Source organism: Nonomuraea sp. NPDC050202, assembly GCF_040656115.1.
Classification (GTDB): domain Bacteria; phylum Actinomycetota; class Actinomycetes; order Streptosporangiales; family Streptosporangiaceae; genus Nonomuraea.
This window is the reverse complement of the sequence record NZ_JBFALF010000020.1, coordinates 170,585-194,958: the sequence shown is the minus strand read 5'-3', so window position 1 is coordinate 194,958 and position 24,374 is coordinate 170,585. Positions and strand designations below refer to the sequence as shown.

General features: G+C 69.9%; 23 protein-coding genes. 15 read left to right on the top strand and 8 right to left on the bottom strand.

Features of this window, described 5'->3' with window-relative positions; translation table 11 throughout:
• Nucleotides 1-15 precede the first annotated feature (15 nt).
• The gene (locus AB0I79_RS39530) at nt 16-663 is read right to left on the bottom strand and encodes a hypothetical protein (RefSeq protein ID WP_357884760.1); all 648 of its coding nucleotides are present in this window, start codon (nt 661-663) and stop codon (nt 16-18) included.
• A gap of 402 nt (nt 664-1,065) precedes the next feature.
• Between AB0I79_RS39530 and AB0I79_RS39525 the strand changes: the two genes are divergently transcribed.
• On the top strand, nt 1,066-2,085 hold the full coding sequence (locus AB0I79_RS39525) for a hypothetical protein (RefSeq protein WP_357884758.1): 1,020 nt from the start codon (nt 1,066-1,068) through the stop codon (nt 2,083-2,085).
• 4 nt (nt 2,086-2,089) lie between these two features.
• On the opposite strand, the gene AB0I79_RS39520 is transcribed toward AB0I79_RS39525, so the two are convergent.
• A complete protein-coding gene (locus AB0I79_RS39520; RefSeq protein WP_357884756.1) occupies nt 2,090-2,464 on the bottom strand; it encodes a hypothetical protein in 375 nt (124 codons plus the stop codon).
• A gap of 209 nt (nt 2,465-2,673) precedes the next feature.
• On the opposite strand from AB0I79_RS39520, the gene AB0I79_RS39515 reads away from it, so the two are divergent.
• The 8 genes from AB0I79_RS39515 (at nt 2,674) to AB0I79_RS39480 (ending at nt 9,500) form a co-directional block, all read left to right on the top strand.
• Entirely contained in the window at nt 2,674-3,294 is a 621-nt protein-coding gene (locus AB0I79_RS39515) for a TetR/AcrR family transcriptional regulator (RefSeq protein WP_357884754.1), read from the top strand.
• Between the two features lie 121 nt (nt 3,295-3,415).
• Complete coding sequence (locus AB0I79_RS39510) at nt 3,416-4,327, top strand: LysR family transcriptional regulator (RefSeq protein ID WP_357884752.1); 912 nt, start codon at nt 3,416-3,418, stop codon at nt 4,325-4,327.
• Between the two features lie 188 nt (nt 4,328-4,515).
• Nucleotides 4,516-5,232: an SDR family NAD(P)-dependent oxidoreductase gene (locus tag AB0I79_RS39505; protein ID WP_357884750.1), complete on the top strand. Its 717-nt coding sequence runs from the start codon at nt 4,516-4,518 to the stop codon at nt 5,230-5,232.
• 25 nt (nt 5,233-5,257) lie between these two features.
• Complete coding sequence (locus AB0I79_RS39500) at nt 5,258-5,632, top strand: SgcJ/EcaC family oxidoreductase (protein WP_357884748.1); 375 nt, start codon at nt 5,258-5,260, stop codon at nt 5,630-5,632.
• A gap of 194 nt (nt 5,633-5,826) precedes the next feature.
• The gene (locus tag AB0I79_RS39495) at nt 5,827-6,438 is read left to right on the top strand and encodes a VOC family protein (protein WP_357884746.1); all 612 of its coding nucleotides are present in this window, start codon (nt 5,827-5,829) and stop codon (nt 6,436-6,438) included.
• Complete coding sequence (locus AB0I79_RS39490; RefSeq protein WP_357884744.1) at nt 6,435-7,499, top strand: alcohol dehydrogenase catalytic domain-containing protein; 1,065 nt, start codon at nt 6,435-6,437, stop codon at nt 7,497-7,499. The genes AB0I79_RS39495 and AB0I79_RS39490 overlap by 4 nt, the downstream gene beginning before the upstream one ends.
• 303 nt (nt 7,500-7,802) lie before the next feature.
• Nucleotides 7,803-8,387: a DUF6461 domain-containing protein gene (locus tag AB0I79_RS39485; protein WP_357884742.1), complete on the top strand. Its 585-nt coding sequence runs from the start codon at nt 7,803-7,805 to the stop codon at nt 8,385-8,387.
• A gap of 156 nt (nt 8,388-8,543) precedes the next feature.
• Nucleotides 8,544-9,500 (top strand): TIGR01777 family oxidoreductase, encoded by a 957-nt coding sequence (locus AB0I79_RS39480; protein WP_357884740.1) that lies wholly within the window; start codon nt 8,544-8,546, stop codon nt 9,498-9,500.
• 229 nt (nt 9,501-9,729) lie between these two features.
• On the opposite strand, the gene AB0I79_RS39475 is transcribed toward AB0I79_RS39480, so the two are convergent.
• The 3 genes from AB0I79_RS39475 to AB0I79_RS39465 form a co-directional block, all read right to left on the bottom strand.
• A complete protein-coding gene (locus AB0I79_RS39475; protein ID WP_357884738.1) occupies nt 9,730-12,069 on the bottom strand; it encodes a DUF4132 domain-containing protein in 2,340 nt (779 codons plus the stop codon).
• Between the two features lie 212 nt (nt 12,070-12,281).
• The gene (locus AB0I79_RS39470; RefSeq protein WP_357884736.1) at nt 12,282-12,773 is read right to left on the bottom strand and encodes an SRPBCC family protein; all 492 of its coding nucleotides are present in this window, start codon (nt 12,771-12,773) and stop codon (nt 12,282-12,284) included.
• A gap of 728 nt (nt 12,774-13,501) precedes the next feature.
• Complete coding sequence (locus AB0I79_RS39465) at nt 13,502-14,131, bottom strand: TetR/AcrR family transcriptional regulator (RefSeq protein ID WP_357884734.1); 630 nt, start codon at nt 14,129-14,131, stop codon at nt 13,502-13,504.
• Nucleotides 14,132-14,218: 87 nt separating this feature from the next.
• Here AB0I79_RS39465 and AB0I79_RS39460 point away from each other — a divergent pair, with 87 nt between their 5' ends.
• The gene (locus AB0I79_RS39460; RefSeq protein ID WP_357884732.1) at nt 14,219-15,193 is read left to right on the top strand and encodes an aldo/keto reductase; all 975 of its coding nucleotides are present in this window, start codon (nt 14,219-14,221) and stop codon (nt 15,191-15,193) included.
• Between the two features lie 133 nt (nt 15,194-15,326).
• Here the strand turns inward: AB0I79_RS39460 and AB0I79_RS39455 are convergent, their stop codons facing one another.
• Nucleotides 15,327-15,902 (bottom strand): hypothetical protein, encoded by a 576-nt coding sequence (locus AB0I79_RS39455; protein WP_357884730.1) that lies wholly within the window; start codon nt 15,900-15,902, stop codon nt 15,327-15,329.
• Nucleotides 15,903-16,791: 889 nt separating this feature from the next.
• On the opposite strand from AB0I79_RS39455, the gene AB0I79_RS39450 reads away from it, so the two are divergent.
• The 4 genes from AB0I79_RS39450 to AB0I79_RS39435 all read left to right on the top strand — a co-directional run bounded on the left by AB0I79_RS39450 (nt 16,792) and on the right by AB0I79_RS39435 (nt 20,996).
• The gene (locus tag AB0I79_RS39450; RefSeq protein ID WP_357884728.1) at nt 16,792-16,998 is read left to right on the top strand and encodes a ferredoxin; all 207 of its coding nucleotides are present in this window, start codon (nt 16,792-16,794) and stop codon (nt 16,996-16,998) included.
• On the top strand, nt 16,995-18,266 hold the full coding sequence (locus AB0I79_RS39445) for a cytochrome P450 (RefSeq protein ID WP_357884726.1): 1,272 nt from the start codon (nt 16,995-16,997) through the stop codon (nt 18,264-18,266). Before AB0I79_RS39450 ends, AB0I79_RS39445 begins: the two co-directional genes overlap by 4 nt.
• Before the next feature lie 223 nt (nt 18,267-18,489).
• Nucleotides 18,490-19,911, top strand: a complete 1,422-nt coding sequence (locus AB0I79_RS39440) for an aldehyde dehydrogenase family protein (protein WP_357884724.1) — start codon at nt 18,490-18,492, stop codon at nt 19,909-19,911.
• 17 nt (nt 19,912-19,928) lie between these two features.
• Nucleotides 19,929-20,996, top strand: coding sequence for a Zn-dependent alcohol dehydrogenase (locus AB0I79_RS39435; protein ID WP_357884722.1), 1,068 nt, complete (start codon nt 19,929-19,931; stop codon nt 20,994-20,996).
• Between the two features lie 6 nt (nt 20,997-21,002).
• On the opposite strand, the gene AB0I79_RS39430 is transcribed toward AB0I79_RS39435, so the two are convergent.
• Together AB0I79_RS39430 and AB0I79_RS39425 are read right to left on the bottom strand one after the other, a co-directional pair.
• Nucleotides 21,003-22,271: an MFS transporter gene (locus AB0I79_RS39430; RefSeq protein WP_357884720.1), complete on the bottom strand. Its 1,269-nt coding sequence runs from the start codon at nt 22,269-22,271 to the stop codon at nt 21,003-21,005.
• A 40-nt stretch (nt 22,272-22,311) separates the two neighbouring features.
• Complete coding sequence (locus AB0I79_RS39425; protein WP_357884821.1) at nt 22,312-22,959, bottom strand: TetR/AcrR family transcriptional regulator; 648 nt, start codon at nt 22,957-22,959, stop codon at nt 22,312-22,314.
• Nucleotides 22,960-23,139: 180 nt separating this feature from the next.
• Between AB0I79_RS39425 and AB0I79_RS39420 the strand changes: the two genes are divergently transcribed.
• The gene (locus tag AB0I79_RS39420; RefSeq protein WP_357884718.1) at nt 23,140-24,354 is read left to right on the top strand and encodes an oxygenase MpaB family protein; all 1,215 of its coding nucleotides are present in this window, start codon (nt 23,140-23,142) and stop codon (nt 24,352-24,354) included.
• The last annotated feature ends 20 nt before the right edge of the window (nt 24,355-24,374 follow it).

Sequence of the window (24,374 nt, the reverse complement as noted above, 5' to 3'; positions counted from 1 at the left end):
CGGCGCTCGCGAAGGTCATGCGCCGCCCGGTCCCGGCGGCTCCACCGCCGGTGCGATCTGCAGCGGTTCATCGGTCCCGGCGGCGAGCTCGCGCCCCTGGCCCAGCGTGTACTCCAGCTGCCTGGCCAGCTGCGGGAGGGTCGCCGGAGGCAGGTACGCCTCGGCGCCGGCGTCGAGCAGCCGGCGGACCGGTCCGTGGTACTGCACTCCGAGCTCGTGGTCCTCGATATCGGTGACGATGACACGCGCCTTCGGGAACATCGATCGCAGCATCCCGATCAGCTGCGGGCTGCCCGGAGGCACCAGCAGCACATCGGCCGTCGCCGGAGCCGCGTGCATGTCGAGCACCACGTAGTCCGCTCCGAGCTGGGTGGACAGCGCCAGCCGGGCCGCGGGCGACAGCTCCATCGCGGTGGCCACGACCGTCATGCTCTCGTAGTCCGTCGGCGCCTGCCCGGGCGTCCCGGCCGGCGTGCCGAGGTCGACGACGGCCCCTTGGAGCACGTCGACGGTGCTGGAGATCGTCGCGATCGGCCCGCCGTCACGCGTGACGACCAGGGTCTCGCCGGGCTCGAGGGCGTCGATGAGCGCCACGAGGTCTTCGGGAAGGCGGGCCACGTCGATTCGCTGCGCAGGGCGTGCGGCGCGCTTGCGGATGATCACATGTGTCCTTCCTGATGCCGTGATCCTGTTGGACGTCGCCACCCGATCAATGGTTCGCGGCTGTGGCGACCACCGTCTCTCCACTGGCGTCGTCGTCGTTCACATGCGGCGGGGAAATCTGGCTGCGGCAGGCACCTTTACATGCGTGACGAACTCGCTGTCATCAAGGACATCACTTGAGTCACGTCTTCCTGATTTTCCATGGAGCCGCCTCAATTCTTTGATCAGGCGCGCGAATTTTGGTCGCTTGACGCCTCTGAATGCCCTCGCTAGGTTTGAGGCGTTCGTTCTCAATCGGGGGGCTGGGGTTTTTCTTCATCGACCGTGCGCCGGCGCTTTTCGGGCGTACTTTTATTCGGCCGCTTGGTTGCGATCTGCGCATTTCCTCGGGAAGGGATCCAAGTGGTCAAGAAATCTCGGCGTGTCATTTTCGCGGTCCTCGCGTCCACGGCGCTCGTCAGCACGGGCCTGACGGGCAGTGCCGGCGCGGACGAAAAGAATCTCGTCCCTTCGAGCTCTGCCGCTGGTCCGTACGTCGACGCGGAGGCTCAGCTTGCCGAGGTACGGGCGGCCCAACTGCATTCGGAAGGCAGATGGGCGGGCTCGGCCGATCCAGGCAAGAAGGGCTTACAACGGGAAACGAGAGAAGATCTCTACCCGAAGTTCACCGACAAAGAGCTGGCCGACCGGGTGGCGGAGGACCAGAAAAGGCGCGCGAACGCGCCTGCTCCGGATCCCGACGCCGGTGAGGTCATGGCGACCGAACTCGTCGCCGAGGGTCTGCGGGTCGACATCTACACGCCCCCGCCCGGGATGAGCCCCGAGCACCTGGCCGACATCCTGCGCAAGCAGGGCAAGAAGGGTGTCGAGGTGGTCAGGCACGGCAAGGCCGCCGCGATGCCCATGGCGCCGGGCGACTGCGCCTACGGCAGTGCCCGGACGTTCACGTGCCCGGTCGCGTTCTGGACCAACAACGGGTTCGAGGATCCGCTGGTCCGGTTCAACGACCACACACCAGCGCAGTGGCCGGTGACGAACGCCGTGTACAAGTGGCACCAGACGCCCAACATCGACAGCGCCTACCGGTTCAACAGCTGCCCGTTCCAGGCCGGAGCGCGTTGTGTCGATGTCGTCAGCGCGAACTACGGCCCGGTGTGGACGGGGCGCTGGAGCGGCTTCTTCCCGACGGCCACCCAGAGCGGCCCGTATCGCGAGAACGGGCAGGTCATCCAGCTCAACGACTACTACACCCCGGCCGGCTGGACCCGGAACAACACCGTCACCCACGAAATGGGCCACGCGCTGGGCCTGGGGCACAACGTGTACAGCAATGACGTGATGTACTTCCAGGCGAACATGCGTGAGGACATCGGCGGTGAGAACCCCGCACTTCTCGCGTCGATCTACTCCGTCTATCGGTAGCCGATCATTGGCAGGGTGGCATCGGCTCCGAAGGTGACGGTGTGAATTCCGCCGATCCGCCCTGCCAGGTGAACCGTGCGAGATCGTCGTTCACCAATTCCATCGTCCCGGCGGTTTCTTCCTTGCCGCCGGGATGCGGCTGTTCCGTGGGCGCCACGGCCTTCCACCAGCGTCCACCGAAATGTGCGGACCGGATCCCGCAATGGGTGTACAGGACGAACGGATACTTCGTGCCGACTGCCGGTGACTCCACGGACCCGCCGCCGGTGGCGGGCGTATTCGTGGCGATCGGTGAAGGATCTCGGCCGGACGGCGACGCGGTCGTACCGCATCCGGCGACGGCGCCTGCAACAAGTACTGCACCGACAATGTGTCGCATATTCCACACACTAGAGCATTTGCTTCCGAGCGTAGAGTAATCGGCCGGATATGCCATTTTGATCTTTCGCCGAAAAGTCATGTCCCCAGGGCGGGCCCGGGCAACTCACGCTGGAGGGTGAGGCGGCTGCTCGGCGAAGGGGCGAGCCGGACGGCATCGAGTCGCGCAGGGGGCAGAAGAAAGTAGACGACCGGTCGTACACTGCTGATATGGGACGAACCAGCGATGCGGGAGAGAGGATCCTCGCCGCCGCGCGCTCGCTCATCGAGATGCGCGGCTACTCCGCCCTCGGCGTGGCGGAGATCTGCAAGGCGGCCGGTGTGCCCAAGGGCAGCTTCTACTACTTCTACGAATCCAAGGAAGCCCTCGTGCTGGCGGTCATCGACGAGCACTGGGCGAACCAGGAGCGGTCCTGGAGGCAGATCCTGTCCGGCGAGGCGGAGCCGCTGCAGCGGCTGCGCCGGCTGTTCGAGGCGACCATGGCCACCCAGAGCGCCGGGCAGCAGAGCTGCGGCACCATCTCGGGCTGCCTGTTCGGCAACCTCACGCTGGAGATGAGCAACCAGACCGAAGTCATCCGCGGACGGCTGCAGGAGATCTTCGACGCCCAGGTCGACCTCATCGAGACGGTCATCGCCGAGGCGCTCGCCCGGGGAGAGGTCACCGTGGCCGACACCCGCGAGGCCGCGCGGTCGGTGGTGGCGCAGTTGGAGGGGCATGTCCTGTTCGCCAAGCTCTACAACGACACGGAGCGGCTCGGCCCCCTCTGGAGCAACTGCCTGGCCCTCCTCGGCGCCCGCACGCCCGCTGGGGTGACCGCCGGCCGCTGAAACCCAGGGCTCACACGCGTCCCGCCTGTCGGCGGACCTGACGTCTTGCCTGTCGGCGGACCTGACGCTCCCGCCGGGCCGCGGGTCTGGCCTTCTCGCCTGCGCCAGTAGCATGACCAGCGTGGAGCTGCGCCAGCTGCGATACTTCGTCGCGGTCGCCGAGGAGCTGAACTTCGGCCGGGCCGCCGAGCGCCTGCTGATCGCCGGCCCCTCCCTGTCCCAGCAGATCAAGGCGCTGGAGCGCGACCTCGGCGTGCGGCTGTTCGACCGCGACCGCCGCTCGGTGTCCCTCACCCCGGCCGGGGCCGCCCTGCTGCCCCATACCCGGGCACTGCTGGAACGCGCCGACGACCTCCGGCACCGTGCCCGCCGCCTGTCCGGGTCGGAACCGGTCCGGCTCGGCTACGTCAACTGGTTGCCGCCCGACCTGGCCGCCCGCACCGCAGCGGTGGCCCAGGTCCACGTGGACGCCTGGGTGGCGCCCTCCCACACGCAGGCCGCCCGGGTCGCCGAGGGCGGCCTGGACCTGGCGGTGTGCTGGGTGCGCGGCGACGACCTGGCGCGGCGCGGCCTGCGTGCCCAGCTCATCGGCGCCGACCGCCTGTACGCGGTCGTCACCGGCCAGGACACCGGCCCGGTTTCCGCCCGGGACACCGTCGTCCTCCTCGACGCCGACGCCACCTCCTGGTCGTCCTGGAACGTCTACGCCGAGGAACTGGCGCACGAGACGGGCGCCCGCGCGGTGCGCATCTCCGACGGCGGCATCACCGGCCCGGCGTTCTTCGACCACGTGCGCCGCAGCCGCCGTCCGATCGTCAACTCGCCCAAGGGGCAGCTCGCCTCGCTGCCGCCGGACCTCGTCCAGCGCCCGGTCGTCGCGCCGGAGGTCTACTGGACGTGGTCCCTGGTGTGGCGGCGCGGGGAGGACCGCGATTCGGTCCTCGCGGTCGTCGAGGCCCTGCGCGAGGACCGCGACTTCGGCATTCACGGGCCGGACGCCTGGCTGCCCCCGAGCGATCCGCACCGGCGCTGACGCGAACTCCGAGAACGGAGCGCAACCGTGCTGACCTGGTGTGGGAGTCTGGGCCTACCAGGTGGGAGGGACCCGGTCCCAGCTCAGGCCCCCTGAGTCTTTGACATCCCCCTACCCGTGTCCTAGCTTCTCTGACAAATAGACGACCGGTTGTCTAGTGCCGATCGTCCAGATTGGAGAAGATCGTCATGAGTATTCAGCAGCAGCAGAAGGTCGCCCTTGTCACGGGTGCCTCGCAAGGCATCGGCGCCGGTGTCGTCGAGGCCTACCGCAGGCTGGGCCACGCCGTCGTCGCCGTCTCGCGCACCATCGCGCCCTCGGACGATCCCGGCGTCCTCACCGTCCAGGGCGACGTGGCCGACCGCGCCACCGCCGAACGTGCGGTCGCCGCGGCCGTCGAGCGGTTCGGCCGGCTCGACACCCTGGTCAACAACGCGGGCATCTTCATCGCCAAGCCGTTCACCGACTACAGCCTCGATGACTACGCCGCCGCCAGGGGCGTCAACCTCGACGGCTTCTTCCACGTCACCCAGCTCGCCATCGAGCACATGCTGGGCCAGGGCGGGGGCCACGTCGTCACCATCACCACCAGCCTGGTCGACAACGCCGACTCCCGGGTGCCGTCCGTGCTGGCCTCGCTGACCAAGGGCGGCCTGCAGGCCGCCACCAAGTCGCTGGCCATCGAGTACGCCACCCGCGGCATCCGCGTCAACGCCGTGTCACCAGGCACGATCAAGACGCCCATGCACCCCGAGGAGAACTACGAGGCCCTCGCGGCGCTGCACCCCGTACGCCGCATGGGCGAGCTGAGCGACGTCGTGGACGCGGTCGTCTTCCTGGAGAACGCCCCCTTCGTCACCGGCGAGATCCTGCACGTCGACGGCGGCATGAGCGCCGGCCACTGACCGCACGACCGAAAGGAGACGCCCCATGACCACGGACAAGGACCGGGAGGCGATCCTCCGGGACGTCCTCGACCGGTGGAAGGCCGGCGTGGACGCCCACGAGCCGGAGGAGATCGCGGCCCTGTTCACCGAGGACGCGATTTTCCAGGGGCTGCGCCCCTACGGCGTCGGGCGGCCGGCCATAGCCGCCTATTACGACTCCCAGCCGCCCGGGCTGACGGCCGCGTACCGCGTGCTGGAGACCAGGGCTCCCGCTGACGACGTCGTTCTCGGCTACCTGGCCGTCGACTTCTCGTTCACGGACCGGCCTGCCATCCACGTCACCCTCGGCGTCCTGCTGAAGCGGACCGAGGAGGGCTGGCTCATCAGCCACTACCAGGTCTCCACCGCCGGCGGCTGAGGAACGGCCCCGGCACGCGCGGGCAGGACCGCGGACGGCGATGCGGGCTGCGGAGACACGCGCCGACGTTCCACGCCGAACCCCGCCTGACCAGCGAGACTTACCGGGTGCGCCGGTGCGGTCCGGCAGCCGGCAGCGCGAGCGCATCGCGCCGCCACTTTCATCACACAGCGCAGGAGGCGCACATTATGGACATGAAACTCGAAGTCGTCGTGGTGCCGGTCTCGGACGTCGACCGGGCCAAGGACTTCTACACCGGGCTGGGCTGGCGACTGGACGCCGACCTCGCCACCGGTGAGGACTTCCGGGTGGTACAGGTGACCCCGCCCGGCTCGCCGGCCTCGGTCATCTTCGGCACCTCGGTCACGTCCCAGGCGCCCGGCTCGGCGCAGGGCCTGCACCTGATCGTCACCGACATCGAGGCCGCCCGCGAGGAACTGGAGCGGCGCGGCGCGGAGCCGAGCGAGGTGTTCCACGACGCCGGCGGGGTCTTCCACCACGCCGGCACCGACGCCAGGGTGGCCGGGCCGCATCCGCAGCGGGGCAGCTACGGCTCGTTCCTGTCGTTCAGCGACCCCGACGGCAACGGCTGGGTGCTGCAGGAGGTCACCACCCGGCTGCCGGGACGGGTGGACCCGTCGCTGACCTCGTTCGCCTCGAAGGCGGACCTGGCGGACGCGCTGCGCCGCGCCGCCGCCGCGCACGGCGAGCACGAGGCTCGCCTGGGCGCCGAGGACCCCGACTGGCCCGACTGGTACGCCGGCTACCTGGTCCGTGAGCAGGCCGGAAGCGAGTTGCCGGAATGAGCACCGTGACCTCCGGCACCACCACCTCCGGCACCACCACCTCCGGCACCTACCGGGCGTTCACGGTCACCGGCCGGCAGCAGTTCACGCAAGTCGAGCGCGAGCGGCGCGAGCCGTCACCCGGGGAGGTGCGGATCCGGGCCGAGGCGTGCGGCATCTGTCACACCGACGTGCTGGCCGTCGAGGGGATGCGGGCCGACCCGGAGACGCCGATCGTCCCCGGCCACGAGATCATCGGCGTGATCGAGGCCGTCGGCGCCGGCGTCGCGCCGGCCTGGCAGGTCGGCGAGCGCGTCGGCGTCGGCTTCCTCGGCGGGCAGGACCACGCGTGCGAGGCGTGCCGGCGCGGCGACTTCGTCAACTGCACCGGCCAGCCGCGCACCGGCACCGACGTCGACGGCGGTTACGCCGAGGTGGCCTACGCCAGGGCGACCGGCCTGGTGCGGATCCCGCCCGGCGTGGACCCGCTGGCCGCGGCGCCGCTGCTGTGCGCGGGCCTGACCGTGTACAACGCGCTGGTGTCGGCGCAGGTGCCGCCCGGCGCGCTGGTCGCGGTGCAGGGCCTGGGCGGGCTGGGGCATCTGGGCGTGCAGTACGCCCGGGCGCTGGGCCACCGGGTGGTGGCGATCGCCCGCGGCACCGCCAAGGCCGAGCTGGCCGCCGAACTCGGCGCGCACCACTACATCGACAGCACCCAGGCCGATCCCGGCGCCGCCCTGCGGGAGCTGGGCGGCGCCGCGGTCATCGTGGCCACCGCCGCCTCCGGCGCGTCGATGTCGCCGTTGGTGTCCGGGCTGGGCCGGCGCGGGGAGCTGGTCGTCGTCGGGGCGGCGCCCGATCCGGTCCAGGTTAACACCGCCGACCTGATCTTCGGCGGCCACGTGGTGCGCGGCAGCCTGACCGGCACGGCGATCGAGAACGAGGACAACCTGCGGTTCGCGCTCGGCCACGACATCCGCTCCCGCAACGAGGTGTTCCCGCTGAGCGAGGCGCCGGATGCCTATCAGCGCATGCTCTCCGGCGACGCCCGCTTCCGCGTCGTCCTCGACCCGACGGGCTGAGACGGCTCCCCGGGGCAGCGGGGGCATGCGCGACCCGACGAGCGGTGCCACCTCGTGCGGGCCTGCTGTTCACGTCGTTGCCCTCGTCCAGGTTCACGCCGTGACAGCGCAGCCGATGCCACCCCGGTCCTGAGGGCAACCCGTAACGTCCGCGCCCGGGTCCTCGCCGGACACGACCACCGGGAAGCCGACCGGACCGCTGCACAGGCCCGTGATCAGGAGAGCCTTGTGTGGCTGGGCACGATGGTCGACCCAGGGCGCCTGGGACACGATTGTGTCGGTCGGTGCTGCGAGCATGAGGCAATGATCGCGACCCCTGGCGGCAATGCCTGGTTCTCCTACGAGCGCTTCCCCGAGCTGGCGGAGGCCTACTGCTTCACCTACGTCCGCGGCCTGACACCCGAGCAACTGGTGTTCCGGCTCGGCGGCCGGCCCGAGGATTTCACGCCCATGACGTTTGAGGAGCTGATCGCGACTCGCCACAGGAGCAGCTACGACACCGCGTTTCTCGGCGCCACGACCATAGGCGACTGGGTGTTCATCGTCGAGCCCAACGGCGGGCTCGGCGCCGATGAAGCAATCATCACGTCGTTGTCGGCGGGAACCCGCCTCGTCTCCCACTTCCGCGACGTCGAAGGCGTCGAGTACTTCTACTGGAGCGAAGACGGAAAGATCCGGTTCTGCTTCGTCGCTGATGAAGGTTACTCGGAGGAGGTGCCGGACGAGGTCGTGGAGACCATGCGGCGGATCGACGCCGACTACAGACACCTCTACCCCAGTGACGGGCCGGCCTTCCTCCTGGCCGAGCATCTCACTGGCATCACGCTGACCCCGGAGCTGCTGGAGGGGTCGACTTACCTGTGTGGCGTCATCCCCGAACCGAGGTGAGCAGGATCCACCGTCTGTGACCCCCTCGGGCCCAGTCGCAGCCGGTGGATCACGCCGCTGCAGGCCTGGCGGTTCCCAAGCCGCGGCATGGGCCTGCTTTTGAACGCGTTCAGCAGGTCGCGCTAGGCTTGTTCCACTGACCTTGGGAGAAGCCGGATGAAGATCGTGATACCCGGGGGAACCGGACAGGTAGGCACCATCCTCAGCCGCGCGCTGACCGCCGCGGGCCATGATGTGGTGATCCTGACCAGGCGGCCGATGGGCGATCGCGACGTCCGCTGGGATGCCGAGACACTTGGCCCATGGGCGAAGGAACTCGACGGCAGCGACGTAGTGATCAACCTGGCCGGACGCAGCGTCAACTGTCGCTACACGCCTGGCAATCTGCGGGCCATGATGGATTCGCGGGTGCATTCCACCCGGGTCGTGGGTGAGGCGGTCGCGGCCGCAGTACGGCCTCCCCGGGTCTGGTTGCAGATGAGCACCGCCACGATCTACTCCCACCGCTTCGACGCCCCCAACGACGAGGTGACCGGCGTGCTCGGCGGAAACGAACCGGGCGTGCCAAGCTACTGGGCCTACAGCGTTGAGATCGCGAACGCTTGGGAGCGGGCGCAGGAGCAAGCCGTAACCCCGCACACGCGCAAGGTCAGCATGCGTGCTGCCATGGTGATGAGCCCGGACCGCGGCGGCGTCTTCGACGTCTTGCTCCGGCTCGCGCGCCTCGGCCTTGGCGGCCCGGTCGCCGGCGGCGCGCAGTACGTGTCCTGGATCCACGACCGCGACTTCGTCCGCGCCGTCGAATTCCTGGCCGACCGGGACGACGTCGCCGGGCCGGTGAACCTCGCCGCTCCCGGTCCTTTACCGCAGCGCACGTTCATGCGCGTGCTGCGCGCCGCGTGGGGGGTTCCGGTGGGCCTGCCCGCAACGAAGTGGATGGCCGAGCTCGGTGCGTTCGCACTGCGCTCGGACACCGAACTCCTGTTGAAAAGCCGCCGCGTCGTACCCGGCCGCCTGCTCGAAGCGGGCTTCGCCTTCGACTACCCGCAGTGGCCGGAGGCCGCCGACGACCTCGTGCGACGCCTGCGCGGCGGGCCTGGCTCCGCCATGTGAGCCTTCGGCTTCCCCAGCGACTTCTCCTGGCTGCCGGCCGCCCCCCCATGCGGCCATCGACCAGACCTGGCCGCCCGGCGAGGTGTCCACCGAAAACGCGCTGACCGGCTGACCGGCCGGAAACGGCGCCGAACAATGGGGGGCGTGTCATCGAAGTTGGCAGTACCCGATCGCAGATCGCTCGCCTGTGCCGTCAGCGCCTGCGGCCCGGCGGTGTCCGGATGGTCGTTCAGCCGAGCTGCCGGGTGATCGTCGGGTCGGTGATCGCCGTATCGTCGGCCAGGAGGAACGCCTTCGAAAGGATCACGGACAGGGTTCCCCCGTCGTCCTCGAACGGCAGGAACACCGATCCGGCCGCGCCGCGCCCGCTCGCCGGGACGATGCACAGATACGCGTCGTTGGGCTCCATCAAGACGTTGGTCGACCCCAGATGGATCTTGTACGTCTTCAGATCCCCCCGGACGAGAAGGAATCTGTCGGTCAGCTCCACCCGGGAGGCGATCTTCAGCTTCGGCAGCAGCCGCGCCAGTACCTCGCGCCGGGTCTTGGCCGTCTCCGTCAGCTCGCCGAAGCCGTGGGAGTGCCAATAGCCTTCGTGGCCGATCAGCGCCTGGTCCTCGCGGGCGACCGAGGCCACGCCCACGGCGAGGTCGGCCTCGCGGAGGAGCTCCGACAGCACCAGCGGCGGCAGATCGGCCATCGACGCCGGTTGCCCGTCGCGGTGGAAGGTGATGCTCTCGGTGGCGCACAGCATGGTGGCCCCGTGGGCGGGGACGATGTGCATGGCCCAGCGGGCCTGCCAGCCCGCCAGGTCGCGCACCACTTCGCCCTGGTCGCCGCCGTTCACGTGGTCCCAGTTGCCGATGGACCGGCCGGTCCAGCCGCGCTGGCCCAGCAGGGTCCTGGCCTGGCCATAGTGCAGAACGTGACCGGCGAAACGGTTGGAGAAGGTGCCGGTCCGCTCCTCGGCGGGGGTCAGCAGGTAGAGCTCGCGGAAGACCTGCTTGAACGGCTGGCGGACACCCCTCTCCAGAAGGTGGTCGCGCCACGCCGCCACCTCGTCGGCGCTCGCGTGAATCGGGTGCCACAGGCCTGCCACGGCGTCGGGGGCAGGGCGGTGGCCGGCCAGTTCCCAGCCGTCGGCGGTCTTGACCGGCAGGGCCGCCGGGCCGCCGGCGAGCTGCCAGACCAGGGCGCGGGCGTAGGGGCCGGTGACGGCATGGTCGAGGAAGTACTCGGTCACCTCGCGCCAGTGCCACGTCCGTTCCTGGACGATCGCCTGTTCCAAGCGGGACCGCACGGCCGCCTGCGCCAGCTTGAGCTCCTTCAGGACGGCCCGCAGATCGGACAGCTCTCCGCGCAGCTCCTTCGGCAGCGACTTGACGGTCTTGCCGGCGGCGTTCACGTAGCGCAGGGCGGGCACGCCGGCGCACAACCTGACCCGGTAGCCGCCGATCTTCTCCTCGCGGACGCCTTCGGCGTCCAGTCCGAAGGTGGGGACCGTCCGGTCGAGCAGCTGCTCGCGGGTCAGCCCGTTCTCGGCGGCCACCGCGTCGAGGGCGAGGCTCAGATTCCGCTGTACGGACCTCGCGCGCACCTTCGCCTGGATCCTGGACAGCGGGACGATCACGTCGAGTCCACCCCTGCGGGCCAGGACGCCGACGGCGGCGTTGGTGACGGGCTCGCAGCGGCACGTGGAGCCCATCCCGTTGCTGCCGGTGCCGCAGGTCATCGCGACGTCGGTGACGAGCGAGGTCACCCAGCGCTCGTCGATGACCTGGCAGGTCCACAGGATGCCGCGCACCACGACGATGGTGTCCTCCTTGAGGAAGACCTGGTCCCGCCACTCCTTGTCGTCATAGCGGACGACCCACTCTCCGCCCCGGTAGGCCACCAGCCGCGTGAGCAGCTCACGGACCAGGGCGGCCGCGCCGGGGGTGAGCATTCGTGCGGCGTTCCTGAGCCACCGGTCACTGGGTCTGGTCGAGCGGGCCGTGTTCCAGTGGCGGAACAGCGGCAGCACCTCGACCAGGCGCGGGCCGTACTCCTCGGCCAGCATGCGGGCGAAGTGGTCGGTGTCCCCGATCTCGGTCCGTACCGCCCCGGCCGGGCCGTTCTCAGCGGGTTCGGTGAGCAGTTCGCGCACCTGCTCGGCCAGGAGCGCCCGCGCGTCCTTCAGCCCCTGGCCCGACGTCAGCCAGCGCAGCAGGTCCCGGCGTTGCTGGTAGCCGAACCGGCGGGCCGCCGCGAGCGGGATCCGGAACAGCTCCTCGTAGCGGGTGTGCCCCTGCCGCACCCAGTACCCCGCCCGCTCCATGAGGTGATGCGCTTCCCTGTAGGTGAAGTCGATGTCACGCCCGGCCACCGACCGGACCACGCGCAGCACCCGCTCGTCGTAGTCGTGGCCGCCTTCCGGCCCCAGCCAGAGTTTCATCTGCGCGTACGTGCCGTAGACCCGCCAGTCGACGCCGGGGCCGGGGTCGAGCCCCTGGTCGGTGAGCTCGTCGAACCGCTGGTAGACGGCCTTCATGGCCGGGCCCAGGTGGTCCCATTGGCTCGCTGACGTCATCACACGGCTCCACTCATGATCGGAAACGCTGGGTGATCATGGATATCAGCCGGAACCGACAGATTCCCATCGATCATGATCCTGCGATCAGGACGGGCACGGCAGAGTTACCGGACCAGGTGCCGCAGGGCTGGACGGCCTTGACGATCATGGTGAGTCGGCGGCTGAACCTCCTGGTCGCAACGTCGTCGATGCCGCCGTCCGCAAGCAGGTCAGTCCTTCGCCTCGCGGACGTCCTTGCCCTGCTCGGCGAACGCCTTGAAGTCCCGCATGTGCTGCAGCGACTGCTTACGAAAGGCGCCGGGCATCAACAGCCCCACCAGCCGCATCAGCAAGCCGCTGAACCGGTATTCGCTCTCGCTCACCCAGAGCGTCGTCTCCGGACCGGCTTCGGTCAGCCGTTCGCGCGCGACGCTCCACATGCCCCCGGCGACGATCTCGCGTTCGAAGTGAACGACGCTCCCTTTCGGGATCTTGTGCAGGTCTGCCGGTTCCCGGCGCGTGATGGTCTCGGTGCCCTCCACCTTCTGCTTCCCCGTCTGCATCACGACTCGCGACTTGGTGCCGACGTGCCCGTGCACCCCACTCAGCGGCTCGTGCAGCACCAGGCCCCGCAGCCACTTCTGCAGGTGGGCCGGGTCGGCGAGCAGCTGGGCCACCCTCTCCCGCGGCAGGGCGATCTCGATCGAGACGGTGTACCTCATGGCGGAGCACTCCAGGTTCCTGCGTGAACGGGCCTACGCTAACAGCCTCGCCTCCGCTCCCGTGACCCCGCAGCCGTCCGCTCCAGGAGATGCAAGCCGAACCCTGCGGCGCCGGCCTCCAACGCCGACGTCCGAAGAACCGTTGTCACTCGGCCTCGCTCAAGATCCACAGCAGAGATCGTCACTGTAGCGATCAGGTGTCAGGTCAGGTGAGGAACCGGCGAAACGTCGATTCGACTGAGAGTGCGTCAGTTCAGACGAGACGCACGGCACACGCTGCTCCTGCCAACCCCCAAAGCGCGCTTCCATGGCCGCTTCCAGTTGCCGTGACGGCTTGTCGTCCTCAGGGCCGTCAGACAACAACTGTCTGGACACAGTGAAGTTGACAGTGGAGCCTGCTCCCAACCTGGGCGCTGTCACTTCGATAGGTGTCGGAATAGCGGTGCCCGCGTCATCGAAGTCGGCAGTACCCGGTCGAAGATCGCGTCCCCTTGAGGGAGGGCCATGACTCCGCGCGGAGGCTTCAGGGAGTCGGACGCCGTGCGCTTGAAGCCGGGAGAGACTCAGCTCTCGGAGCTCGCGTTCTTGGTCCGTCCTGCGGAAGAGTCCGTGTCGTACATCGCAAAGACTAACTGGCGATCTTGCGAAGGGTGGCGCCAGGGTGTAGCTGTTGCGCCGATCGCCAGGTTGCACACCCGCTGGCCTGGTGGAGTCGTCGCCGGTTTTCGTCAGCGGGCGTTACGCCGGCGCAGGAGGTGCCCGGTGATGTGGTCACGGGCCGCGGTGACAGCGCGAACTGCGTGATCGTCGATGCCTTGTGGCGGGCGGGTGCCCTTGAAGAGCAGCGTGGCGTAGCCGTGTGTGGTGGACAGGTGCACGTAGACGAAGTCGGCGATGTCGGCCCAGGAGGTGTCGGCGGGCAGCACGTCCGCGGCCAGGCGCATGAGGGCGGTCGTGAGGTGGCGGCTCTGCTCCTGGACGGTCGGACGGTGGGGCTCGGCGAAGTCATAGGAGTAGACGAGGTCGAGGCCGGCGCGGTGCTCCAGGACGAAGCGGGTGTAGGCGCCCGCGGTGGCAGCGAGCCGGTCCACGGGATCGGGCCCCGCTCGCTCGGCCGCCTCGACGAGAACGTCGGTGATGTCGCTGATGATGGCGGCCGCGCAGGCGGCGAGCAGTGCCTCCCGGTCGGGGAAGTGACGGTACGGCGCGGCCGATGACACGCCGACGCGGGCGGCGACCTTCGCCACGGAGAATCCGGTGACGCCCGATTCGGCCAGGAGCGCGAGACCCTCGCGGATCAGCTCGGGACGCAGGTCGCCGTGGTGGTAGCCGCGTTTCGGCGGCGTGGGTCTGCTCACGGCGAACGATTCTCCTCCCTTTCGAATGTTAGAGTACTCTTACTTAATGTTAGAGCACTCTTACATCTGCGGAAATGAGAACGCATCATGGAGCAACGGACCCTCGGACGGCAGGGGCTGGCGGCGTCGGCGCTGGGATACGGCGCGATGGGCATCTCCCTGGCCTATGGGCCGTCGGATGAGAACGGGGGGATCGCGACGATCCGCCGGGCCCACGAGCTGGGCGTGACGTTCTTCGACACGGCCGAGCTGTACGGGCAGGGCGAGAACGAGCGGATCGTCGGCGCCGCGCTCGCCCCGATACGCGACGAGGTCGTCATCGCGACCAAGTTCGGCTTCGACTTCACCGGCACCAGAGAGGGCGGTGTCGACAGCCGTCCCGAGCACATCCGCGAGGTCGTCGACAACAGCCTGCGTTACCTCGGCGTCGACGTCATCGACGTGCTCTACCAGCACCGCGTCGACCCCAACGTGCCGATCGAGGACGTGGCCGGGACCGTCAAGGAGTTCATCGACGCCGGCAAGGTCCGCTACTTCGGGCTGAGCGAGGCGGGGGCCAACACCATCCGTCGCGCGCACGCCGTACAGCCCGTCTCGGTCCTGCAAACCGAATACTCCCTGTTCGAGCGGGACGTCGAGATCCTCTTCCCCGTCCTGCGCGAGCTCGGGATCGGGTTCGTCGCCTACTCGCCGCTCGGCCGGGGTTTCCTCACCGGGCAGGCCAAGCCCGGCGCCGAGTACGACCCCACCGACATGCGCACCTGGGACGCCCGCTTCCAGCCCGGCAACTACGAGAAGAATCTGGAGGCCACCCAGCGGCTCGCCGACCTGGCCGCGACCAAGGACGCCACCGTTGCCCAGCTCGCCCTGGCCTGGCTCCTGGCCCAGGGAGACGACATCGTCCCCATCCCCGGCACCCGCAGCATCCAGCGGCTGGAGGAGAACGTGGCCGCCGCCGACCTCACCCTCGACGACACCGACCTGAAGCGCATCGCCGAGATCCTCCCGACCGGCGGCTTCGGTGCCCGCTACCCCGAGGGCATGCTCCCCACGTGGGACTGACCCCGCTGACCGGCCACGACCTTCCCTGAAGCAGCCGGGCAGGCCGCTGCCGTCCGCAGCCGCGCCCGCGCCACCCGGCAACGGCGATGCCCGACAAGGACACCAGGTAGAACGGGCACCACGTCCAGGCTGGTCACGTGAGTGTTCTGGTCGTCACAGGGACGGACGCGACGGCCGGCAAGACCATGGTGACGGCGGCCGTGGCCCCTTCGGCGCTCGGCACGGGTTCGAGCGTGGCGGTGGTGAAGCCGGCGCGGACCGGGCCGCCGCCGGGAGTAGCCGGTGATCTGGATGAGGTGATCCGGCTGCCGGGCCGCCGCTCCTTCCATCTCGTCCGTGCGGCGGCGGCCAGCGGCATCAATCGGGCCACCAGCTCCGACTCTCCTTCCGCCGCGGCCACCTCCGAAGCCACCGCCAGCAGTCCCGCAGCCACCAACGCCGTCCGCGGAGCCATCCCGAAGCGGCCCACCGGCCCCGCCCGATTCCACCGATGTCCACCAACCTCTGCGGCCAGTGCGCCCTGACCATGCAGAGGCGCATCCAGCAGAGGGAGAACCTCCGGCACCCCGAGCCGGACCAGCATCGCCGTCGCTTTCAAGGCCGCGAACCACTGACCGGCGCTCACCTCCTGGCCTGTGATCAGCGCAGGCCGGCGGCGCATCGCCACCTCAAGCAGGAGTCGTTGCTGATCGGCGAGTTTGTTCCTCACCGAGCTCGTGCTGATCTGCAGGATCGGCTGATCGCATACGGCCCCGCTGAGGAGCGCGCCGCATCGCAACGGAACCGGCATCCGTGAGCGAGACAGACGCGCAGGCCGCCCGGCGGGACCTTGTCGCACGGAGACGTGGCTTCTCGGGCAGAGGTCCACCAGCAGCGTCCGATGCTCGGGGCAGACCGCGGCCCAGCCCAGCTTCCACTAGACCAGCCACACTCCGGCTGATGCCGCCAGGCACTTCGGGCATACCCGGCTGCCGAAGAACTGCGCCCACTCACGATTCTCAGCCCGGCGGACTGACTCCTGATCGCCCACGCGCACGCCTGGCAGGTCCAGGACCGAACCGTCGAACACCTCCAGGTGCATCCCCTGCACGGCCCCTCGGAGCTCACGCCTGTGGCGGCCTCGATCGCCCTGCACGTCTCCGGCATCGTGACGACACCGTACGCCAGCGAACGGACGTCACTCGACGTGCGTACATCCAGCACCAGCGCCTCGACCATCGCCCACGGCGGACAACCGTTCAGCAGGGCCATCCGATCAACCCATGACGCGAACGACCCGCTGGACGTCGGCGCCACCACCAACGCCAGCCGCCCGAGGCCCGACCATCACCATCCCCGAGCCGAGCCTCCTCCTGCCGTACACGCGCCTGCTGACAGTCCCGATGTCTCGCTGCCAAGTGCTCTGACACCTTGCTTGCCGTACTGACATCTGCAATCGCCCCAGACAAACAGCCCGCCGGAAGGCTCGCTCTTGACGAGACAAATGAACACTTTTTTAATTCCCTCAAGGAGGGATCCCGCCCTCCTCAAAGTGCTTGCTCACCGCCCTCACCCATCACCCCCACGGAGAACCCCCAGCACAGACGGGAACGACGGCAATGAAGGTACGGATCGACTCCGAGCGTTGCCAAGGGCACGGCCGCTGTTACGACCTGGCCCCTGACCTGTTCGGCGAGGACGACGAAGGTTACGGCACGGTGCTCGGCAGCGGCGAGGTGGCCGCCGGTCAGGAGCCGGAGGCGCGCCTGGCGGCGGCCAACTGCCCCGAGCGGGCGATCGAGGCCGAGAACGGAGCCGCCCGATGAGCGTGGACGACCGCTTCGGCCCCGAGCTCGACGAGGCGCGCAAGAACCGCCCGCTCCCCACGGCCAGCGAGATCGTCACCGACCCGGTCTCCGACTGGGCCGGCGACTTCTCCCACGTCGATCCGGTCTGGGCCGCCGATCCGTACCCGATCCAGGACGAGCTGCGCAGGAGCTGCCCGATCGCGCACACCGAGCGGTTCGGCGGGGTGTGGCTGCCGACGCGGTACGAGGACGTGGCGGCCGTGGCGTACGACACCGAGCGGTTCTCCTCCCGCGGGATCATCGTGAGCAACGTCCGGCCGCCACGCGAGCTGGCGCCGATGGGCAGCGTGCCGCCGATCTCGTCCGATCCGCCGTTCCACCACGACGCGCGCAAGCTGCTGCTGCCCGCGTTCACCAAGAGCGCGGTGCGCAAGCAGGAGGAGGCGACGCGGGCGTACTGCCACGAGCTGATCGACGCGTTCGAGGGCCGGGACCTGGTGGACGGCGCGCACGAGTACGCCCAGCACATCCCGGTGCGGGTGATCGCCAACCTGCTCGGCCTGCCGCCGGAGGACGGGCCGCTGTTCCGGCAGTTCATCGAGAACTCGCTCGAGAGCGTGAACAAGCCGCCCGAGGAGCGCGCCGACGGGTTCGCCGCGCTGGCGGACTACCTGCTCGCCCAGATCCGCGACCACGTCGACCACCCGCGCGACGACCTGATCACGTACCTGGTCGACGCCGAGCTCTACGGGCACAAGCTCAGCCCCGACCACGTGCTCGGCACGATCATCCTGCTGCTCATCGCGGGCATCGACACCACGTGGAGCGCGATCGGCGCGTCGTTGTGGCATCTGGCCGGGACACCGCGCGACCGGGAGCGGCTGGTGGCCGAGCCGGGTCTGCTGCCGGCCGCGATGGAGGAGCTGCTGCGGGCGTACGCGCCGGTCACGATGGCGCGCCTGGTCAGGCAGGACATGCACTGGAACGGCGTGGACATGAAGGCCGAGGACTGGGTGCTGCTGTCCTTCCCGGCGGCGAACCGGGATCCGGCGCAGTTCGAGCGGGCCGATGAGGTGGTCATCGACCGGGAGGTCAACCGGCACGCCGCGTTCGGGCTGGGCATCCACCGCTGCGTGGGCTCGCATCTGGCGCGCATGGAGCTGCGGGTGGCGCTGGAGGTGTGGCTGGAACGCGTTCCGGTCTTCTCCCTGGCGGACCCGGCGGCGGTGACGTGGGCGGCCAGCCAGGTGCGCGGGCCGCGCACGCTGCCCTTGCGCATCGGCTGACCGCGCTGCTCCTGCGCATCAGCCGACCGCGCTGCTCCTGCGCATCGGCTGACATCCGCGTGGTCTCTGCGCGTGGCCGGCTGCATGTCCCCTGTCGGTGGCCGGCCACCGACCCCCCTGTACGGCGGCCGGCCTGGGGCGTGGGCTCGCAACTGGACGCCGCCACGGCCTGCCTTCTAGAATTAAAATCTAGAATAAAGCTCCTCCAAGCCGAGGGTGGGTCATGCCACAGCGGATCTATGTCGATGGTGAGTGGGTGCCGGCGAGCGGCGGCGCCGCGATACAGGTGGTGAACCCCGCCACCGAGGAGGCCTTCGACGAGGTGCCGCGCAGCGGCCCCAAGGACGTGGCGCGCGCCGTCGAGGCGGCCGCCGCCGCGCTGCCCGCCTGGTCGGCCAGGCCCGTCACCGAGCGCGCCGGGCTCTGCGCCGCCGTGGCGGCCGCCCTCGGGGAGCGGGCCGACGAGCTGACCGAGACGATCGTCAACGAGCTCGGCATGCCGATCAAGCTGACCCGGGCCATCCAGGTCGGCTCGCCGATCCGGACGTTCCTGTCGATGCCCGAGGTCGCGGCGGCCGTCGCATTCGAGGAGCCGATGGGCTCCTCCGTCGTCCACCGGGACCCGATCGGAGTCGTCGGCGCGATCACCCCGTGGAACTACCCGCTGCACCAGATCGCGGCGAAGGTCGCCCCTGCGCTGACCGCCGGCTGCACGGTGGTGCTCAAGCCCAGCGAGGTGACGCCGCTCGACGCGTTCGTGCTGGCGGAGGTGATGCACGAGGTCGGGATCCCGGCCGGGGTGTTCAACGTGGTGTCGGGCACGGGGCCGGAGGCGGGGGAGGCGCTGGCCGCGCACCCGCTGGTGGACATGGTGTCGTTCACCGGCTCCACCCGCGCCGGGCGGCGGGTGGCCGAGCTGGCCGCCGCCGGGGTCAAGCGCACCGCGCTGGAGCTGGGCGGCAAGTCCGCGAACGTGCTGCTCGACGACCTCGGCGACGCCGCGTTCGAGGACGCCGTACGCAAGGGCGTGGCGGCCTGCTACCTCAACTCCGGCCAGACCTGCTCGGCCCTGACCAGGCTGCTGGTGCCGCGCGAGCGCCTCCAGGACGCCGAACGCATCGCGGCCGCGGAGGCGGTCACGTACACGCCGGGCGACCCGCGCGACCCGGCCACCCGGCTCGGCCCGCTGGTCTCGGCCGTGCAGCGGGAGCGCGTACGCGAGCACCTGCGCTCGGCGGCCGAGGACGGCGCGACGATCCTCACCGGCGGCCCCGACGCGCCCGGCGGGCTGGAACGCGGCTACTACGTGCGGCCCACCGTGATCACCGGCGTGGCGCCCGAGTCGCGGATCGCCCAGGAGGAGATCTTCGGCCCTGTCCTGGTCATCCTCCCCTACGACGGGGAGGACGAGGCGGTCCGCATCGCCAACGGCACCCCGTACGGGCTGGCGGCCGGCGTCCGCGCCGCGGACCAGGACCGCGCCCTCAGGGTGGCCAGGCGGCTGCGCGCCGGGCAGGTCCGGATCAACGACGGCGCCCACAACGGCCTGGCCCCGTTCGGCGGGTACAAGCAGTCCGGATACGGCCGCGAGTACGGCCGCTTCGGCCTGGAGGAGTTCCTCACCACCACGTCCGTCCAGCTCTGAGCCGGGGGAGAGCACACATGCGAGGCGTCATCCTGCGTGAGACGGGCAAGCCCGTCGAGGTCACCGGCGAGCTGAGCGTGCGGCCGCCGGGGCCGGGAGAGGTACGGGTGCGGCTGCGCGCCGCCGGCGTCTGCCACTCCGACCTGTCGATGTGCGAGGGCCGCCTGCCCGCCCGGCTGCCGCTGGTGCCCGGGCACGAGGGGGCCGGTGAGGTGGTCGAGCTCGGTCCCGGCGTGAGCGGCCCGCCGGTCGGCACGCACGTGATCCTGTCCTGGATCCCGCCCTGCGGGAGCTGCCTGCTGTGCCTGGGCGGCCAGCCGAACCTGTGCGTCAGCGTCCGCCCGCCGTCGTCCACCGTGACGTTCGAGGGCGAGCCCGCGCACGCCGGGCTCGGCGTGGGCTGCTTCGCCGAGGAGACCGTGGTCGACGCGCGCGCTGTCGTCCCGATCCCGGACGACGTGCCGTTCGACGTGGCCGCCGTGGTCGGCTGCGCGGTGCTGACGGGTGTGGGCGCCGTGGTCAACACGGCGCGGGTGCGTCCCGGTTCGTCGGTCCTGGTGATCGGCTGCGGCGGCGTCGGGATCAACGTGATCCAGGGCGCCAGGCTGGCCGCCGCCGCCCCCGTCCTGGCCGTGGACCGGGTGCCGGAGAAGCTGGAGGCGGCCAGGGCGTTCGGCGCCACCCACGTGGCCACGCCCGACGAGCTGGGCGAGGCGGTCAAGGAGCTGACCGACGGGCTCGGCTTCGACTACGCCTTCGAGGTCGTGGGCCGCTCGGCCACGATCAGGCAGGCGTGGCAGGCCACCCGGCGCGGCGGCACCACCGTCGTGGTGGGCGCCGGCAGCCGCGACGACCTGGTCTCCTTCACCGCGGCCGAGCTGTTCGCCACGGAGCGGCGGCTGGTCGGCTGCCTGTACGGCTCAGGCGACGTCCGCACCGACTTCGGCCGGCTGCTGCGGCTGTGGCGGGCCGGGCGGCTCGACCTGGAGGGCCTGATCAGCCGGCGCATCACCCTGGACGGCGTGGGCGAGGCCTTCGCGGCCATGGGGTCGGGCGACGTGATCAGGTCCCTGATCATGTTCTGACCGGGGTCATGAGCTCGTGCCCGCGCCACGAGGCTCCAGGTCCGGGGCGCGGGAGGCGGCGACGGTGGCGCGGCCCGACGGCAGGCGGGTCGAGATGGCCATCACCACGATCGTAGCCAGGCCGGCGGCGATCAGCAGCGCCTCCACGCTGACCACGTCGGCCAGCGGGCCGAAGACGACCATGCCGACCGGCGTGGCCAGCGCCATCACGATGCTGACGTAGCTGAAGACGCGCCCGTGCATGGTGGGCTCGACGCTCTCCTGGATCAGCGTCATGAACGGGGTCGAGAACGGCGGCACCAGCAGCCCGAGCACGAACATGAAGCCGTAGAACACCCACAGGTTCGTGCTCAGCCCGAGCCCCACGGTCACGGCCCCGAAGCCGTAGACGGCGATCAGGATCAGCCCCACCCGGCCGCGGCGCGCCAGCACCGTGGACATCAGCACCCCGCCGAGCAGCATGCCGAGGCTGAAGGCGACCTCCAGCACCGCCAGCATCCACTCCTCGCTGCCGAAGCTGCGCGCGACCATCAGCGGCGTGACGAACGAGGGCGCCACGGTGAGCAGGAAGATGATCGTGTACACGATGAGCAGCCAGCGCACGACCGGTTGCGTGCGGATGTAGCGCATCCCTTCGACCAGGTCCTGCCGGTAGGAGGTGCCCGGCCCGGCGGCGCGTTCCAGCGTCGGCACCGCGACCAGGGCGAGCAGGCCGATCCCGGCGACCGCCGTGACCACGTCCAGGAAGAAGACCGGGACGATGCCGAACGCCGTGAAGATGGCGCCGGCGGCGGCGGGGGCGAGCAGCGCCATTGCCGAGCTGATGGTCTGGAAGATCCCGTTGACGCGCATGAGGTGCTCGGCCGGCACGATCTGCGGGATCATCGCCTGCACGGCCGGTGTCTGCACCCCGGCGCCGACCGATCGGACCGCCACCGCCAGCAGGACGATCCACAGGTCGGTCACGCCGTTGGCCATCAGCATCGCCAGCGCCAGCGTCGCGGCCGCGATGCCCGCGTCGGCGATCATCACCAGCACCCTGCGGTTCATCCGGTCGGCCAGCACACCGCCGAAGAGCGACACCAGGCCCTGCGGCAGGAACGCGGCCACGGCGTAGAGGGCCACCGCCAGCCCCGACCGGGTCTCCAGTGTCACCCACCACATCACCGCGTACTGCACGACCATCGAGCCGAACAGGGACACGGTCTGGCCGGTCAGGAACAGGGCGACGTTGCGCCGCCAGGGAACGGCGGTGGTCTTCTCAGTATCCGTCATGCCCTAGATCGTGCCTGCTTCTCGCCGCCGCCGCAGTCCGTTATCCGGTCGCCCGCAGCATGGGCACCAGGAACCGCCTGGCCACCGCGGCCAGTTGCGCGTCGTCGTCGAGGTCGACGACCTCGCTGGGGATCGCCAGGAACGAGGCGGACACGCGCACCATCAGCTCGGCCACCAGGTCGGTGTCCAGATCGCCCGGTACGTGGCCGGCGCGTTGCTCGCGGCGGAGCTGGCCCGCGACGAACCGGCGCACGGTGGCGAGCGTCTGGCCGCCGTCGTTGATCATGGAGGGCACGAGCAGGTCCGGCTCGGCGGCGATCAGGCCGCCGATCAGCGGGTTGGACCGGATCGCGCGCAGCGAGCTCACGAAGCCCAGGACCACCCGGTCGGCGGCGGTGCCCGCCTGCTCGATGTCGACGAGGAACTGATCGAAATACCGGCGGAACTCCCGGCGCACCACGTGCTCGACCAGCACGTCCTTGGTGGCGAAGCGCCGGTAGACGGTGATCCGCGAAACCTTCGCCCGCTTGGCCACGTCCTCCATGGTCGAGCGCCGGATGCCCATGCGGCAGAACTGCTCGTACGCCGCGCCGAGAATGCGCGAGCGGACCTCGTCCGTGTCGTCGACGCGTTCGACGGCGTCAAGATACGCGCGCTCCAGCAGCGACTGCGAGTTCGGCGGTGCCATGAGTGCGGACAGCGCAGCTTCCACGATCACCTCCTGTGAATGTCATTGTGCCTCAATCGCCTAACGGCCGTTGTCGCGTCTTGTGATGGCCGTCACGTTGTGCTGTCATGATACGCAGAAGCGCAAGGCGTTTCATCGTATCAGCGCACGTTCCCGGCCTCGGCGAAGGAGGAGCGAAGCATGGGCGAACTCAGCAGGCGCAACATGTTGAAGGCGGGAGGTGCGCTGGGCGCGCTCGGCGCGCTGAGCATCGCGACCCCCGCACACGCGTGGACGTGGTCACCCCAGGGCTCGGTCGCGGGCACCGGGGCCGGCCTCGACCCGCGCTGGGTGTGGGACGAGGAAGCCGATCCGCTGGTGGCCTCGCTGCTCGACCGGGGCGACGTGCCCCGCGTCAACGAGCTGCTGCGCACCTGGACCAAGAACGGCCAGCCGTTACCCGACGGGCTGCCGGCGGACCTGCGGGACTTCATGGAGCGGGCCCGGCAGCTCCCGACGTGGGCCGACCAGGGCAAGCTGGCGCTCGCGGTCGAGTTCAACAAGAAGCGCGGGCTCTACCTCGGCGTCCTGTACGGGCTGGCCAGCGGCATGATGAGCACGGTCATCCCCAAGGAGGCCCGCGCCGTCTACTACTCCCAGGGCGGCGCGGACATGAAGGACCGCATCTCCAAGACCGCCAAGCTCGGCTACGACATCGGCTCGCCCAACGCCTACCGGCCCGACGGCGAGATGATCGTGACCTGCGTCAAGACCCGGCTGGTGCACGCGGCGGTGCGGCACCTGCTGCCGCAGTCGCCGTACTGGTCGGAGGTCGCCGAGGAGGAGATCCCGATCAGCCAGCGGGACATGATGGTCACCTGGCACAGCCTGCCCACGACCGTCATGCAGAAGATGGTCGCCTGGAAGGTGCCCATCCCGAGCGCCGAGTCCGCGGCGTTCCTGCACTCCTGGCAGGTGGGCGCGCACATGCTCGGCATCAAGGACGAGTACATCCCCGCGTCGTGGGCGGAGGCCAACAGCCAGGCCGAGCAGGTCCTGACCCCGGTCCTGGCCCCCACGCCCGAGGGCGTCAAGCTGGCCGACATCCTGCTCAACCTCGGCTCCTCCGTCGACGCGGGCATCCTCAGCAAGCCGATACTCGGCTCCTTCACCCGCTTCATGCTCGGCGACGAGATCGCCGGCTGGCTGAAGATCCCCAGGGAGCCGGTCTGGGACCCGCTGCTCAGGCTCTCCTGGAAGCCCTTCATCGCGGTCCGCGAGGGGCTGCTTCCCCTTCCGCTGGCACCGGAGGCGTACTGGCTCTTCGACGAGTTCCTGCGCAAGGCGGCCCTGCTCTTCCTGTCGGAGGCACGGCCGATCAGCATCGAGATCCCGGAGAGCAATCGCCCGTCCTGAGCGGGGCGCCCGACAGACAG

Coding starts and splice junctions, on each gene's coding strand:
- AB0I79_RS39460 (WP_357884732.1), top strand. CDS start 14,219: ATGGAGCAACGGACCCTCGGACGGCAGGGGCTGGCGGCGTCGGCGCTG.
- AB0I79_RS39520 (WP_357884756.1), bottom strand. CDS start 2,464: ATGCGACACATTGTCGGTGCAGTACTTGTTGCAGGCGCCGTCGCCGGA.
- AB0I79_RS39475 (WP_357884738.1), bottom strand. CDS start 12,069: ATGACGTCAGCGAGCCAATGGGACCACCTGGGCCCGGCCATGAAGGCC.
- AB0I79_RS39470 (WP_357884736.1), bottom strand. CDS start 12,773: ATGAGGTACACCGTCTCGATCGAGATCGCCCTGCCGCGGGAGAGGGTG.
- AB0I79_RS39420 (WP_357884718.1), top strand. CDS start 23,140: ATGGGCGAACTCAGCAGGCGCAACATGTTGAAGGCGGGAGGTGCGCTG.
- AB0I79_RS39450 (WP_357884728.1), top strand. CDS start 16,792: ATGAAGGTACGGATCGACTCCGAGCGTTGCCAAGGGCACGGCCGCTGT.
- AB0I79_RS39485 (WP_357884742.1), top strand. CDS start 7,803: ATGATCGCGACCCCTGGCGGCAATGCCTGGTTCTCCTACGAGCGCTTC.
- AB0I79_RS39480 (WP_357884740.1), top strand. CDS start 8,544: ATGAAGATCGTGATACCCGGGGGAACCGGACAGGTAGGCACCATCCTC.
- AB0I79_RS39515 (WP_357884754.1), top strand. CDS start 2,674: ATGGGACGAACCAGCGATGCGGGAGAGAGGATCCTCGCCGCCGCGCGC.
- AB0I79_RS39435 (WP_357884722.1), top strand. CDS start 19,929: ATGCGAGGCGTCATCCTGCGTGAGACGGGCAAGCCCGTCGAGGTCACC.
- AB0I79_RS39445 (WP_357884726.1), top strand. CDS start 16,995: ATGAGCGTGGACGACCGCTTCGGCCCCGAGCTCGACGAGGCGCGCAAG.
- AB0I79_RS39505 (WP_357884750.1), top strand. CDS start 4,516: ATGAGTATTCAGCAGCAGCAGAAGGTCGCCCTTGTCACGGGTGCCTCG.
- AB0I79_RS39430 (WP_357884720.1), bottom strand. CDS start 22,271: ATGACGGATACTGAGAAGACCACCGCCGTTCCCTGGCGGCGCAACGTC.
- AB0I79_RS39425 (WP_357884821.1), bottom strand. CDS start 22,959: ATGGCACCGCCGAACTCGCAGTCGCTGCTGGAGCGCGCGTATCTTGAC.
- AB0I79_RS39495 (WP_357884746.1), top strand. CDS start 5,827: ATGAAACTCGAAGTCGTCGTGGTGCCGGTCTCGGACGTCGACCGGGCC.
- AB0I79_RS39500 (WP_357884748.1), top strand. CDS start 5,258: ATGACCACGGACAAGGACCGGGAGGCGATCCTCCGGGACGTCCTCGAC.
- AB0I79_RS39490 (WP_357884744.1), top strand. CDS start 6,435: ATGAGCACCGTGACCTCCGGCACCACCACCTCCGGCACCACCACCTCC.
- AB0I79_RS39440 (WP_357884724.1), top strand. CDS start 18,490: ATGCCACAGCGGATCTATGTCGATGGTGAGTGGGTGCCGGCGAGCGGC.